The 14,292-nt window shown below is 72.7% G+C and carries 11 protein-coding genes; 5 read left to right on the top strand and 6 right to left on the bottom strand.

The features are described 5' to 3' along the window. Positions 1–4: 4 nt before the first annotated feature. From AC6CH6_RS00445 to AC6CH6_RS00425, 5 genes are all read right to left on the bottom strand, one after another. Entirely contained in the window at positions 5–457 is a 453-nt protein-coding gene (locus AC6CH6_RS00445) for a pyridoxamine 5'-phosphate oxidase family protein (RefSeq protein ID WP_232035265.1), read from the bottom strand. 136 nt (positions 458–593) lie between these two features. Beyond that, positions 594–1,991, bottom strand: a complete 1,398-nt coding sequence (locus AC6CH6_RS00440; RefSeq protein ID WP_498253684.1) for an MFS transporter — start codon at positions 1,989–1,991, stop codon at positions 594–596. Positions 1,992–2,274: 283 nt separating this feature from the next. Next, entirely contained in the window at positions 2,275–3,534 is a 1,260-nt protein-coding gene (gene galK, locus AC6CH6_RS00435) for a galactokinase (RefSeq protein ID WP_498253683.1), read from the bottom strand. Beyond that, positions 3,531–4,673, bottom strand: coding sequence for a galactose-1-phosphate uridylyltransferase (gene galT, locus AC6CH6_RS00430; protein WP_498253682.1), 1,143 nt, complete (start codon positions 4,671–4,673; stop codon positions 3,531–3,533). The genes galK and galT overlap by 4 nt, the downstream gene beginning before the upstream one ends. Continuing rightward, positions 4,670–5,455 carry a DeoR/GlpR family DNA-binding transcription regulator gene (locus AC6CH6_RS00425; RefSeq protein WP_498253681.1) on the bottom strand — a complete coding sequence of 262 codons (786 nt, stop codon included), beginning with the start codon at positions 5,453–5,455 and terminating at the stop codon, positions 4,670–4,672. Before AC6CH6_RS00425 ends, galT begins: the two co-directional genes overlap by 4 nt. A gap of 194 nt (positions 5,456–5,649) precedes the next feature. Between AC6CH6_RS00425 and AC6CH6_RS00420 the strand changes: the two genes are divergently transcribed. Beyond that, entirely contained in the window at positions 5,650–7,869 is a 2,220-nt protein-coding gene (locus AC6CH6_RS00420) for an alpha-galactosidase (RefSeq protein WP_498253680.1), read from the top strand. Between the two features lie 18 nt (positions 7,870–7,887). Here the strand turns inward: AC6CH6_RS00420 and AC6CH6_RS00415 are convergent, their stop codons facing one another. After that, positions 7,888–9,078, bottom strand: a complete 1,191-nt coding sequence (locus tag AC6CH6_RS00415) for an ROK family protein (RefSeq protein ID WP_498253679.1) — start codon at positions 9,076–9,078, stop codon at positions 7,888–7,890. A gap of 232 nt (positions 9,079–9,310) precedes the next feature. Between AC6CH6_RS00415 and AC6CH6_RS00410 the strand changes: the two genes are divergently transcribed. The 4 genes from AC6CH6_RS00410 to AC6CH6_RS00395 are packed head-to-tail and all read left to right on the top strand — an operon-like array spanning position 9,311 to position 14,167. Beyond that, positions 9,311–10,531, top strand: a complete 1,221-nt coding sequence (locus AC6CH6_RS00410; protein ID WP_498253678.1) for an ABC transporter substrate-binding protein — start codon at positions 9,311–9,313, stop codon at positions 10,529–10,531. Then, positions 10,528–11,463, top strand: a complete 936-nt coding sequence (locus tag AC6CH6_RS00405) for a carbohydrate ABC transporter permease (protein ID WP_498253677.1) — start codon at positions 10,528–10,530, stop codon at positions 11,461–11,463. The genes AC6CH6_RS00410 and AC6CH6_RS00405 overlap by 4 nt, the downstream gene beginning before the upstream one ends. Then, positions 11,463–12,371 carry a carbohydrate ABC transporter permease gene (locus AC6CH6_RS00400; protein WP_133409240.1) on the top strand — a complete coding sequence of 303 codons (909 nt, stop codon included), beginning with the start codon at positions 11,463–11,465 and terminating at the stop codon, positions 12,369–12,371. Before AC6CH6_RS00405 ends, AC6CH6_RS00400 begins: the two co-directional genes overlap by 1 nt. Next, positions 12,368–14,167, top strand: a complete 1,800-nt coding sequence (locus AC6CH6_RS00395) for a glycoside hydrolase family 13 protein (RefSeq protein ID WP_498253676.1) — start codon at positions 12,368–12,370, stop codon at positions 14,165–14,167. Before AC6CH6_RS00400 ends, AC6CH6_RS00395 begins: the two co-directional genes overlap by 4 nt. Positions 14,168–14,292: the final 125 nt, after the last annotated feature.

Genomic DNA, 14,292 nt, shown 5'->3' with positions numbered 1-14,292 from the left:
CGGGTCAGTGGCCCAGGTGGAACACGCGGCCGGTGACCTTCGTGGGGGCCACCTCCACGTACTCGAGCTTGGTGGTCCCGACCCACGGCCGCAGCGGCAGCTCGTCCACCCGGTCGGTCTCCTCCGGGTCGGTCAGCTGGCGGGCCGTGCCGCGCACGATCACGGACCAGGCCTCCCCGCCCTGCGCCTGGTCGACCTGCACGGCGACGTGCTCGTTGAGCACCAGGTGCAGCAGCTTGGTGCCCTTGGCGGTGCGGAAGTAGATCTTCCCGTCGTCGGCCACGAGGTTGATGGGGGTGATCTCGATCTCGTCGCCGTCCATGGTGGCGATCCGGCCGAAGCGTGCGCTGTAGAGGTGCTCCCAGCACTGCTCCGGGGTCAGCTCCGTGACCGGCGGCCGGTGCGCCCGGGCCTCCTTGTCGGGATTGTGCCCGGAGATGTTCATGGGGTTGCTCATGCGGTCATTCTGGCACGGGGCCTCCGCGGGCGTGACCCGTGTCATGTTCGTGACCGGGGGCCGGCCCGGGACGGGCGGACGCCCCGGCCGGGGTGACCGGCCGGGGCGTCCGCCTTCGTCAGCGCTTCCGGGGCGTTCAGCGGCCGGAGGTGGCGCCGGCCCCCTGCAGCCTCTCCAGCTCGGCCGCCTCGGTGCGGGTGGTGTGCAGGTCGTCGATCTGGCCCAGGGTCCTGTCCTTGGTCTCCTTGGCCGTCAGGGCGGCGGCCACGGCGATCAGGCAGGCGCCGGTGACGAACCCCGCCACGCCCAGCCAGTTGTCCCCCTCGGCCCCGGCCAGGGAGCTGGCCAGGACGGGGGCGAAGCCGCCGGAGATCGCGAAGCCGATCTGGGTGCCCAGGGCCAGCCCCGTCACGCGCACCCGGGTGGGGAACATCTCCGCGTAGAAGGAGGGCCAGATGCCGTTGGACATGGAGTAGAAGAAGCCGGACATGACGGCGCCGAGGAGGAAGATCAGCGTCCAGTTCCCGGCGTGGACGGCGGCCAGGTAGGGATACATCACCGCGGCCGCGCCGGCCGCCCCGGTGATGAACACCGGCTTGCGCCCGACCCGGTCGGCGACCGTGGCCGCCACGGGGATCACGAGCAGGGCCACGGCGTTGGCGATGACGGAGACCCACAGCATGGTCGAGCGGTCCAGGCCCACCACGGAGGTGGCGAAGGACAGCGACCACACCAGGAAGACCACGTTGACGGTGTTGATCATCGCGGCCGCGGCCACGCGCAGCACCGCGGTCTTGTGGTGCTTGACCATCAGGGCGAGCGGGGTGGCCGGCTTCTCGCCGGGCAGCACGGCCCGGGCCTGCTCGAAGGCGGGCGGCTCCTCCAGGTGGCGGCGGATCAGATAGGCCACGACCACCACGACGGCGGAGAGCCAGAACGGGACCCGCCAGCCCCAGCTGAACAGCTGCTCCTCGGTGAGCACGAGCGTGAAGGGGATGAAGACGGCGGTGGCGAGGAGGGTGCCGAACTGGGTGCCCTGCAGCGTCCAGCTCGTGGTGAAGGCCCGCCGGTGCTCCTCGGAGTGCTCCAGGGAGACCGAGATCGCGCTGGCCTGCTCGCCGGAGGCCGACAGCCCCTGGATGACGCGGCAGGTCACGAGCAGAGCCGGGGCCAGCAGACCGGCCTGGTCGTAGGTCGGCAGGCAGCCGACGGCGAACGTGCCGGCACCCATCATGAACAGGGTCAGCATCAGCACGAACTTGCGCCCGAACCGGTCTCCGAGGGGGCCCATGATGAGGGCCCCCAGGGGGCGGACGACATAGGCGACGCCCACGGTGCCCATCGACAGCAGGATCGCCACCCCGGGGGACGTGTCGGCCGGGAAGAACAGGTGGTTGAGCACCAGGGCGGCGGCCGTCCCGTAGACGGCGAAGTCGTAGTACTCCAGGGCGGAGCCGATCCAGCTGGCCAGGGCCGCCTTCTTCGGGGTCTTGCCGTGGGTCGCGGCCGCGGCCGGTGGAGAAGCGTTGTGCATGGGAGGTCCTTCGCTGAGTGCACCCGGGACGGAGGGGGCACGGGACGTGAGCGGAGCTGGAGAGAGGTACACCGGCGGGTGGACGGGTTCGCGAGGAGCTCGGCCGGCCGGACCGTTGCCATATGCTGGCAACTGTGTTTATATCTTGAACACAAGAATGATCCAGATCACACTGCACGTCAAGAGTGCGCACTGCGATGACGCCGGCCCCGGGCCCAGTGGGCCCGGGGCCGAGGAGCAGTGGCGCGGTGCCACCGACGTCGTCCCGCGGAGGATCCGCGTCTCACCGCACCCGGCCGGCGCCCTCCCCCGGCACGACGACGAAGACGTCCGGCGCCCGGTGACCCCGGTCCGCGAAGGCCTCGGCGACCGCGTTCCCGACCTGCTCCGCCCGCGCCGCGGGCACGAGGGCGATCGCGGAGCCGCCGAAGCCTCCGCCGGTCATCCGCGCCCCGGCGGCCCCGGCGGCCAGGGCGGTGTCGACGGCGAGGTCGAGCTCGGGGCAGGAGATCTCGTAGTCGTCCCGCATCGAGGCGTGGGAGGCGACCAGCAGCTCCCCGATGCCCCGGACGTCCCCGGCCCGCAGCCGCCGGACCGTCTCCAGGACCCTGCGGTTCTCGCTGAGCACGTGCCGGACCCGGCGGGCAGTCTCCTCGTCCAGTCCGCTCAGGTCGGTCCCGTCCGGGACGTCGCGCAGGGAGGCCGTTCCGAGGGCGGCGGCGCCGCGCTCGCAGGAGGCGCGCCGGGCGGCGTAGCCGCCGTCGGCGTGGGAGTGGGCGACCTTCGTGTCGACCACCAGGACGGCGAGCCCGTGCCGGGCCACCGGCAGCGGCACGAGCTCGGCCTCCTGGGTGCGGCAGTCCAGGAACAGCGCCGCGCCGGCCCGGCCGCGCAGGGAGGCCGACTGGTCCATGATCCCGGTCGGGGCGCCGACGAACTCGTTCTCCGCCCGCTGCGTCAGCCGCGCCATCGCCGGCCGGTCCAGCTCCAGCCCGAGCAGGTCGTTCAGGGCCACGATCGTGGCGACCTCCACGGCGTGCGAGGAGGACAGGCCCGCACCCACGGGGACGGTCGAGTCCAGCAGCAGCTCGAACCCGGGCACCTCCACCCCGTCCAGGCCGGCGAGCACGTGCACCACGCCGGCCGGATAGGCCCCCCAGCCGCCGACCGCCCCGGGGGCGAGCCCGAGGATCCGGAACCGGGCCCGGGACAGCCCCCCGCCGTCGGGGGCGTACGTGGAGGCCAGGTCGACGACGTCGTGCCCGGTCGCGTCCTCGCCCTGCCCGGTCCGCCGCCCCTGCTCGGCGTCCCGGCGCAGCCGGACGGCGACCATCGCCGAGCGGTCGATGGCGAAGGGCAGCACGAAGCCGTCGTTGTAGTCGGTGTGCTCCCCGATGAGATTCACCCGCCCCGGGGCACGCCACACCCCGTCCGGGGCGCGCCCGTAGACCTCGGCGAACCTGCGGGAGAGCTCCTCCGCCCGGGCGGCGTCGTCCTGACCCGCCTGCCGAGCGGCCTGCTGGGGGGTGTGCTGTCCGGTCATCGTGCGGCCTCCCTCAGGCGTGCGGCGGTCTGCTCCGCGGTGACGTCGTTGATGAACGCCCCCATGGCGGCCTCGGAGCCGGCCAGGAACTTCAGCTTGTCCTCGGCCCGCCGGGGGCTGGTCAGCTGCAGGTGCAGCCGGCCGGCCTCCCGGTCCGCCGCGTCCACGGGGGTCTGGTGCCAGGCGGCGATGTAGGGGGTCGGCGTGTCGTAGAGCCGGTCCACGCGCTGGACCAGGTCCTGGTACACCACCGCCAGCTCGTCCCGCTCGGCCCCGGTCAGCGCGGCCAGGTCCGGGACGCGGTGGTGCGGGACCAGGTGGACCTCCAGCGGCCACCGCGCGGCGTAGGGCACATAGGCCGAGAAGTGCTCGCCCGCCAGCACCATCCGGTCCCCGGCGGCGGTCTCGTCGGCCAGGACCTCGCCCATCAGCGTCCGCCCCGTGGCCTCGAGGTGCGCCCGGGAGCGGGCCGCGAGCCGCGCCGCGTGCGGAGCCGGATAGGGGTAGGCGTAGATCTGCCCGTGCGGGTGGTGCAGGGTCACCCCGATCTGCTCGCCCCGGTTCTCGAACGGGAACACGTGCCGGACGCCGGCCATGGCCGAGAGCGCCTCGGTGCGCTGGGCCCAGACCTCCACCACGGTGCGCGCCCGCTCGGAGGACAGGGACGCGAAGGAGCCCTGGTGCTCCGGGGTGAACACGACCACCTCGCACCGCCCCACGGCCGGGGACGGGACGCCCCACAGGGACCGCTCCCCCACCCGCTGCGGGTCCGGCAGCTCGGCCAGCTCCGGGCCCAGCGAAGGGAAGCGGTTCTCGAAGACGACGACGTCGAAGTCCTCCGCCGGGATCTCCGACTCGCGCCCACCCACGCTCGGGCACAGCGGGCACTGGTCGGCCGGGGGCAGGTAGGTGCGCGCCTGCCGGTGGGCGGCCACCGCCACCCACTCCCCCGTCAGCCGGTCGAAGCGCACCTCACCGCCGCCGGAGCGGGCGTCCAGGGGCCGGCGGTCCACCACGTGCTCCACGGGCGGGGTGCCGCGGTCGGAGAAGAACACGGCCTCCCGTCCGTCGGCGAGGTGGTGGGTCCGGTGCGCGATCAGCGGCGCGGCGGCGCGCTCGGCGGGGGCGGGAGAGGTCATCGGACGGGCTCCAGTCGCAGGTCGGGGACGTGCAGGCTCAAGGTCTGGCGGTCGGCGGCGTCCAGACCGTCGTCGGTCACGACGGTGTCTACCTCGTCGAGACCGGCGATGCGGTGGAGCCCGGACAGGCCCCACTTCGTGGAGTCGGCCAGCACCACGCTGCGGTCGCAGCGCTCCAGGAAGAGGCGGTTGATCTCGGCCTCCATCATGTTCGGAGTGGTCAACCCGTCGCGCTCGGACAGCCCGTGCACGCCCAGGAAGGCGAGGTCCACGTGCAGGGTGCGCAGGGCCGCGGTGGCCAGCGGTCCCACCAGGGCGTCCGAGGGGGTGCGCACCCCGCCCAGCAGGATCACCGTCTGTCCCGTGGCGGGCGCGTCCTGGAGCACGTCGGCGATCCGCGGGGAGTTCGTCACCACCGTGATGTCGCTGACGCGGCGCAGGGCGCGGGCCAGCGCGAAGGTGGTGGTCCCGGAGTTCAGCGAGACGGACATGCCCGGCCGCACCATCGCCTCGGCGGCGGCGGCGATGGCCGCCTTCTCCGGCAGCTGCAGCTCGGACTTGCGCGTGAATCCGGGCTCGGCCGCGGAGGATCCCGCCGGCAGCTTCGCCCCGCCGTGGACCTTCTGCAGCTCCCCGTCCCGGGCCAGCCGGTCCAGGTCCCGGCGCACCGTCATGTCGGACACGCCCAGCTCGGCGACCAGGTCCGCGACCCGCACCGCACCGGAGGCGCGCACGCGGTCGAGGATCTCCCGCCGTCGGCGGTCGGGGAGCATCTCGGTCATGGGGCCTCCTGGCTCGGCAGGGGTCCATCGAGACCCCGGATCGGCGACATGCCCCACAATACAAACATTCTTGTGTTCTCTTCAACAGTATTGATGTTCGGTTCTGTCGCTTCTAGTCTGGCGTGAACCACATCGATCCACCACTGCGATCGAGTGCCCGGAGCCACCACCCCGATCAGCGCCCAGGAGCCGACATGACTGCTGCGACCCTCGAGCCGACCACCGTCCTCGATCCCACCGGACCGTGCCGGGTCCACCTCACGAGCGGGGGCGTGTCGGTCCTGGTCGACCTCTCCGAGGCTCAGCTGCCCTCCGTGGTGCACTGGGGCGCCACACTGCCCGGCCTCGACGCCGAGGAGGCCGCCGTGCTCGTCGAGGCCGCGGTGGCCCACCGCACGGCCAACGGGCAGGACCTGCCGATGCGACCCGACGTGCTCGGGAGTCTGCACACCGGCTGGAGCGGCCGGCCAGGACTGGTGGGTGACCGGGACGGCACCGCGTGGACCCCGCTGCTGCTCCTCACGGAGGCCCGGCTGGATCCGGTGGACCCGCAGGAGGTCGTCGCCGACGGCGCCCTGGTGAGCGCCGGCGCGGCCCGCCTGCTCGTGGCGGCGGAGGACACCGGCGCAGGCCTGCGCGTGACGATCGAGCTGGAGCTCACGCCCTCGGGCCTGCTGCGCGCCCGCGCCACGCTGACGAACACCGCCTCAGGCCACTACCGCGTCCAGGAGCTGGGCCTCGTGCTCCCCTTGCCCACCCACGCCCGGGAGATCCTGGACTTCGCAGGGCACTGGGGCAAGGAGCGGACCCCCCAGCGGCGCGAGCTCACCGTGGGCACGCACCTCCGGGAGGGGCGCAAGGGCCGCACCGGCGCCGACGCCGCCTACGTCCTGTCCGTGGGCGAACCGGGCTTCGGCTTCGCCGACGGTGAGGTCTGGGGCCTGCACACCGGGTTCTCCGGCAACCACCGCACGTGGGCGGAACGGCTCTACGACGGCCAGCAGGTCGTGGGCGGCTCCGAGCTGCTGCTGCCGGGCGAGGTCTCGCTCGGACAGGGCGAGAGCTACACCACCCCGTGGCTGTACGGCGCGTACGGGCGGGGGCTGGACGAGCAGGCCGGGCGCTTCCACGACTGGCTCCGGGCCCGCCCCCAGCACCCCGCCCGGCCCCGTCCGGTGACGCTGAACGTGTGGGAGGCCGTCTACTTCGACCACCGCCTCGAGAAGCTGGCCGCCCTGGCCGACCGGGCGGCCGCCGCCGGCGTGGAGCGCTACGTGCTCGACGACGGGTGGTTCGGCGCCCGCCGCGACGACAACGCCGGACTGGGCGACTGGGTGGTCTCCCCCGAGGTGTGGCCGCAGGGCCTGTCCCCGCTGATCGACCACGTCAACGCCCTCGGCATGGAGTTCGGCCTGTGGTTCGAGCCCGAGATGGTCAACCCCGACTCCGACGTGGCCCGCGCCCACCCCGAGTGGATCATGGGCCCCGGCGGGCGCCTGCCCACCGAGTCCCGCCGGCAGCAGGTGCTCGACCTGGGTGTTCCGGAGGCCTACGCGCACGTGCGCGACCAGATGGTGGCTCTCCTGGACGAGTACCCGATCGCCTACCTCAAGTGGGACCACAACCGCGACCTGCTCGAGGCCGGCACCCACCCCGACGGACGCCCCGGGGTGCACGCCCAGACCCTGGCGACCTACCGGCTGATGGCCGAGCTCAAGGAGCGGTTCCCGGACCTGGAGATCGAGTCCTGCTCCTCCGGCGGCGCCCGGGTCGACCTCGGGGTCCTGGAGCACACCGACAGGGTGTGGACCTCCGACGACATCGACGCCTTCGAGCGCCAGCAGATGCACCGGTGGACCCAGCAGCTCATCCCGGCCGAACTCATGGGCGCCCACATCGCCTCCGGCGCCTCGCACACCACCGGGCGCATGCACACCCTGCACTTCCGCGCCGGCACCGCCGTGTGGGGCCACCTCGGCATCGAGTGGGACCTCACCCAGGCCACCGAGCAGGAATCGGCCGAGCTCGCCGAGTGGGTCGCCTTCCACAAGGACCACCGCCGGCTGATCCACTCGGGCCGGATGGTCCGCCTGGACGCCTTCGACCCCGCGCTGCGGATCCACGGGGTCGTCAGCGCCGACCGCTCGGAAGCGCTGTTCGCCGTCGTCGGCGCCGCCCTGCCCGACGTCGAGCCCGTGGGCCGGTTCCGCCTGCGCGGCCTGGACCCCGAGCGCCACTACCGGGTGCGCGACGTCACCCCCGGCGCCGACCCGCACGGGTTCCGCCGCCCGCCGTGGTGGCCGGCCGAGCGGGGCGTGGTCCTGTCCGGCCGGGCGCTGCAGAGCGTGGGCGTGCACGCCCCCTGGCTGGCCCCGGACACCCTGCGCGTCCTCCGCCTCGACGCGCGCGGCTGAGCCGCACCCCCCCCGAGGTCAGCGGCCGGCGAGCTCCAGGTCCAGGGCGTGGCGCTCCACGTGGTCCAGGGCGAGGCGGACGGCCCCCACGGAGACCACCGACTCCCCGAGCACCGAGACCGCCACCCGCGGGGGCGTGGCGGTGAAGCGGGGCAGCAGGTCCTCGATCCGGCCCAGCAGCGCGCCCGCGGACTCGGCGACGGCACCGGCGATGACCACCAGTTCCGGGTCGAAGAGCGTGCCCAGCAGGCCGATGACCCGCGCGAGCCGCTCGGCGAGGCGGTCGAGGATCTGCTGCGCGACCTCGTCGCCGGCCGCCGCGGCACGGAACACCGCCTCCGCCTCGACGGCGCCGGACGGCCCGGCCAGCTCCCGGAGCGCGGTCTCCGGCGCCCCGGGCCGCACCGCCTCGGCGCCCCACGCCCGGCACAGCGCGGCGATGCCGTCCGGGCTGCCGACCCCTTCGACCAGGGTCAGGCTGCCGAGCTCGCCCGCCGCGCCGGAGCGGCCGTGCAGGAGACGGCCGGCCTCCATCAGCCCGGTGCCGATGCGCTCCCCCGCCAGCATCACCACGAGGTCGTCCACCCCGGCGGCAGCCCCGCGCCAGCGCTCGGCCATGGCCGCGAGGTTGGCGTCGTTGGCCAGCAGGGCGGGCCACCCGCGGCGCTCCTCCAGCCGGGTCTCGAGCCCGAGGTCGAAGGCCTCCCAGAACGGCTGGCCGTGGGAGATCCTGCCGGCGCGGTCCACGGGCGCGGCGATCCCCACCGCGGCGGCCAGCACCGCCCCGGGGGCCACGGACGCGTCCGCGAGCGCGCCGTCGACGGCGTCGTCCACGGTGGCCAGGCGCCGCTCCGGGGCGGGGTCGGCGAAGGCGCGGGTCGTGCGGCCCAGGACGCGGCCCCGCAGGTCCGCCACCACGGCGGTGGTCTTGGCCTCGCCGACGTCCACGCCCACCACGAAGCCCGCCCGGTCCCGGAACCGGAAGCGGCGGGCGGGCCGTCCGACCTGGGCGTCGGAGGCCCCCTCGAGCTCCTCGATCCAGCCCATCCGCAGCAGGTCGTCGCACACGGCGATGACGGTGGTGCGCACCAGGCCGGTGGCGGCGATGAGCTCCGTGACGGTGACGACGCCCGCCTCGCGCATCACCTCCAGGACCGCGACCGTGTTGGTCCGGCGCAGCAGCTGTGGCGATGTTCCCGTACGACCCACTCGAACCCCTTGACTCTCCCGAACTGTGATCCACATAATAGTCCAGATAATAAATCTAAGCCACGTATTTATAGTCCGCGCAGTGGCGGACCGCCTGTCGTCCGTCGTCGCCCCGCCCGAGGAGAACCATGAGCGAAACCCCAGCCCCGCCGCCCCCGTCCGTCCTCCCGGCCCCGGTGCGGCCGTGACCGCGCCACGGCGCCGGGGCGCGCGGCGATGGACCGCGACGGCCGTGTGCGCGCTGCTGCTGACCGGCTGCGCCGCGGACGCGGACGCGCCCACCACGATCACGTTCTTCCAGTTCAAGCCCGAGGCCGTCGCCTACTTCGAGGACCTCGCCCGGCAGTTCGAGGCCGAGAACCCGGACGTGCGCGTGGTCGTGGACAACGTCCCGGACCCCGAGACGGCCCTGCGCACCCGCCTGGTCAAGCAGGACGTGCCCGACGTCCTGACCCTCAACGCCAACTCGACGTTCGGCGAGCTCGCCTCCGCCGGGATCTTCGCGGACTTCGCCGGCACCCCCGCGCTCGAGGACGTCAACCCGGCCTACGTGGACGTCGTCCGGGACCTGGGCGCGAGCACGCCGGATGCCGTCAACGGGGTGCCCTTCGCCGCCAACGCCTCCGGAGTGCTCTACAACGAGGAGCTCTTCGCCGAGCACGGGGTGGAGGTGCCCCGCACGTGGGACGAGCTGATCGCCGCCGCGGAGACCTTCGAGGCCGCCGGGGTCACCCCCTTCTACGGGATGCTCGCCGACGCCTGGACCGCCCAGGCGCCGCTCGCACCGCTCGTCCCGCAGACCGTCCCGGAGGACTTCTGGAAGCAGCGCTTCGCGGGCGGGAGCACCTTCCGCGAGGAGTGGCCGGAGGCCGCGCAGAAGCTGGCGACCCTCTTCGACCACACCCAGCCCGACCCGGTGGCCACCGGCTACGAGGACGGCACCGCCGCCTTCGCCCGGGGCGAGTCGGCGATGCTGCTGCTGGGCAACTACGCCGTTCCCCAGATCCGCTCGTTCGAGCCCGAGTTCACCATCGGCAGCTTCGCGCTGCCCGCCACGAACGACCCCGCCGAGACCGTCCTGGTCTCGGGGGTGGACGTGGTCGTCACCGCCGGCGCGGACACCGAGCACCCCGAAGAGGTCCGGCGTTTCGTCGACTTCCTCATGCAGCCGGAGGTCGTCCAGGCCTACGCCGAGGAGCAGACGGCCATCCCGACCCTCGAGGGCATGTCCAACGACGACCCCGCGCTCGCCGGGGTCCAGACCTACATCGACCAGGAGCGCATCGTGGGTTTCTTCGACCACCAGTTCATCCCCGCCGTCCCCCTGGGGTCGCTGCTGCAGCAGTACCTCATCGACCGCGACCAGGAGGCCTTCCTGGGGAACCTCGACGAGAGCTGGGACAGGGTCGCCGACCGGCGCACCTGGGGCCTCGGGGCCGTGGAGACACGATGACCACGGCACCCGCCCGCGCGCAGGGCGCGCCGTCCACGGGCACGTCCGCCGCTCCGCCCGCCCGGCGCCGGAAGGGACCCGGCCGCGCCTTCTACTGGATGGTGCTGCCCGCCCTCGTGCTCTTCCTCCTCTTCCACACCCTCCCTGTGCTGCAGGGGGTCTTCTACAGCTTCACGGACTCCCCGGGCTACGGCGAGTGGGACTTCGTGGGCCTGTCCAACTACACGGCGCTGTTCACCGACGAGCGGGTCCGCTCCGCGTACCTGTTCACCTTCCGGTTCGCGCTCGTGGCGACCGTGCTCGTCAACGTCATCGCCCTGGCGCTGGCCGTGGGCCTGACGGGGCGGATCAAGTTCAAGAACACCCTGCGCGGGATCTACTTCGTGCCCAACATCCTGGCCGTCCTGGTGATCGGGTACGTGTTCAACTACCTGCTCACCAACTCCCTGCCCAGCATCGGGGCCGCCCTCGGGATCGACCGGCTGTCGACGTCGATCCTGGCCGACCCCGAGCTGGCCTGGGTCGGCATCGTGGTGCTCGCCGTGTGGCAGGCCGTCGCGTTCAACATCATCATCTACATCGCCGGGCTGCAGACCATCCCGGCCGAGCTCTACGAGGCCGCCGCCATCGACGGCGCCGGGCCGTGGCGGCGGTTCTGGTCCATCACGTTCCCCATGATCGGGGCGTTCTTCACGTTCAACATGGTGCTCTCGCTCAAGAACTTCCTGCAGGTCTTCGACCACATCATCGCCATGACCAACGGCGGGCCGGGCACGGCGACCGAGTCCGTCTCCGTCCTCATCTACCGCGGCGGGTTCCAGGGCGGCGAGTACGGCTACCAGATCGCCAACGCGGTCGTGTTCATGATCGTGCTGGTGGTCTTCGCCGTCGTCCAGCTCCGAGTCCTCCAGCGCGAAGAGGTGTCCGCCTGATGTCCTCCACCAACGTCTCCGCCCCGCCCAGCGGCACCGCTGCAGCCGCCCTCCCGGCCCGGCCCCGGCGGTCCGGCCGCCGGCGGCCCGAGGGAGGCCGGGTGAACTGGTGGCTGACCGCGCTGCTGGTCGTCCTGGCCCTGACCGTCTTCGTGCCGCTGTACTTCACGGTGATCACCGCCCTGAAGACCCCCGACCAGCTCGGCGGCAGCGGCTTCGCCCTCCCCACGGAGGTGCGGTGGGCGAACTTCGCCGACGCGTGGACGCTGACGGACTTCCCGCGGGCCGCGCTCAACAGCGCCCTGATCACCGTCTCCGCGGTGGCCCTCACGCTCCTGACGAACTCGATGGTGGCGTACGCGATCGCCCGCAACATGCACCGGCGCTTCTTCAAGGGCCTGTTCTTCTACTTCATCTCCGCCCTGTTCGTGCCCTTCCCGATCCTCATGCTGCCCGTGGCGAAGCAGACGGCCGCCCTGGGCCTCGACAACCCCGCCGGCCTGGTCCTGCTCTACGTGGTCTACGGCCTGTCCTTCAACATCTTCATCTTCACCGCCTACATCCGCTCCATCCCCGTCGAGCTCGAGGAGGCGGCCAGGATGGACGGTGCGGGCACGTGGGGAGTCTTCTGGCGGGTCGTCTTCCCGCTGCTCACGCCCATGAACGCCACGGTCGGCATCCTGACCTGCCTGTGGGCGTGGAACGACTTCCTGCTCCCCCTCATCATCGTCTCCGACCCGCAGCAGGCGACCCTGCCGCTCGTCCAGTACGTCTTCCAGTCCCAGTTCCAGACCAACTACACCGTCGCGTTCGCGTCCTACCTGATGGCGATGGCACCGCTGCTCGTGGTCTACGTCTTCGCCCAGCGGTGGGTCATCTCCGGCGTCACCCGAGGAGCAGTCAAATGAGCACCCGCACCCAGCAGCAGGACATCACCGCCCAGCGGCCCGGCACCGGCAGCGGCGCCGGGGACACCCCCGCGTGGTGGACCGACGCGGTCGTCTACCAGATCTACCCCCGCTCCTTCGCGGACTCCGACGGCGACGGGATCGGCGACCTCGGCGGCATCATCGCCCACCTCGACCACCTGCAGGACCTGGGCGTGGACGTCGTCTGGCTGTCCCCGATCTACTCGTCCCCGCAGGACGACAACGGCTACGACATCAGCGACTACCAGGACATCGACCCGGTCTTCGGCACCCTCGAGCAGTTCGACGAGCTGCTCGGGGCGGTGCACGCCCGCGGCATGAAGCTGGTGATGGACCTCGTGGTGAACCACACCTCCGACGAGCACCCGTGGTTCGTCGAGTCCCGCTCCTCCCCGGACTCCCCCAAGCGGGACTGGTACTGGTGGCGGGCCCCGCGCCGGGGCATGGAGCCCGGCGCCCCGGGCGCGGAGCCGACGAACTGGCAGAGCGCCTTCTCGGGCTCGACCTGGGAGTACGACGAGGCCTCGGGCGAGTACTACCTGCACCTGTTCTCGCGGAAGCAGCCGGACCTCAACTGGGAGAACCCCGAGGTGCGGCAGGCCGTCCACGCCATGATGCGCTGGTGGCTGGACCGCGGCGTGGACGGCTTCCGCATGGACGTCATCAACATGATCAGCAAGGACGTCGCCGAGGACGGCCACCTGCACGACGGGCCCCCGGTGGACGGGACGCCCTGGGGCGACGGGTCGGCGTCCTTCCTCTGCGGTCCCCGGATCCACGAGTTCCTCCAGGAGATGCACCGCGAGGTCTTCGCCGGCCGGGACGCCGAGCTCATCACGGTGGGCGAGATGCCCGGCGTCACCGTGGAGCAGGCCCAGCTCTTCACCGATCCGGCCCGCGCCGAGGTGGACATGGTCTTCCAGTTCGAGCACGTGGGCCTCGATCACGGCCCCGGCGGGAAGTTCGACCCCGAGCCGCTGCGCCTGACGGATCTGAAGGCCTCGCTGGGCCGCTGGCAGGAGGGCCTGGAGGAGGTCGGCTGGAACTCCCTGTACTGGAACAACCACGACCAGCCCCGCGCGGTCTCCCGCTTCGGCGACGACAGCCCGGAGCACCGGGTGGCCTCCGCGACCTGCCTGGCCACCCTGCTGCACCTGCACCGCGGCACGCCGTACGTGTACCAGGGCGAGGAGCTGGGCATGACCAACGCACCGTTCGAGACGATCGAGGACTTCCGCGACATCGAGTCGGTCAACCACTACCGCCACGCCGTGGCCGCCGGCGCGGACCCCGCGGGGGTGCTGCGCGGACTGCGCTGGTCGAGCCGGGACAACGCCCGCACCCCGGTCCAGTGGACCGCGGGCGCGAACGCCGGGTTCACCACCGGCACCCCGTGGATCGCGGTCAACCCGAACCACGAGGAGGTCAACGCCGAGACCGCCCGGGCCGACGAGCACTCGGTGTTCCACCACTACCGGCGTCTCATCGAGCTGCGGCACACCGAGCCCGTGGTCGCCCTGGGCGACTTCACCATGCTGGCCCCCCACCACGAGCAGCTCTACGCCTTCACCCGGCGGCTCGAGGACGTCGAGCTGCTGGTGCTCGCCAACGTCTCGGGCGAGGAGGTCCGCGCAGACCTGCCCGAGGGCTGGGCCGGCGCCGAGCTGCTGATCGGCAACCGCACCGACGGCGTGGTCCCCGGCGACGAGGGTCTGCTGCGCCCGTGGGAGGCCCGCGTGCACCGGCGGACCCGGGGCGCGGCGACGCAGGGCTGAGACGCGCCGCAGCGGCAGGGCGCCACCGTGCAGCGGCGCCGCACGGAGCCGCCGGGGCAGCACCGAGCGCCGATGCCCTGGCGGCTCCCGGCCGCCGCCCCGCCGGTGGGGCCGCCGGGGCGGCG

The organism is Kocuria sp. GQ42 (genome assembly GCF_059758435.1).
Note: the sequence above shows the minus strand (reverse complement) of the source record. Positions and strands in the feature narration are given on the sequence as shown.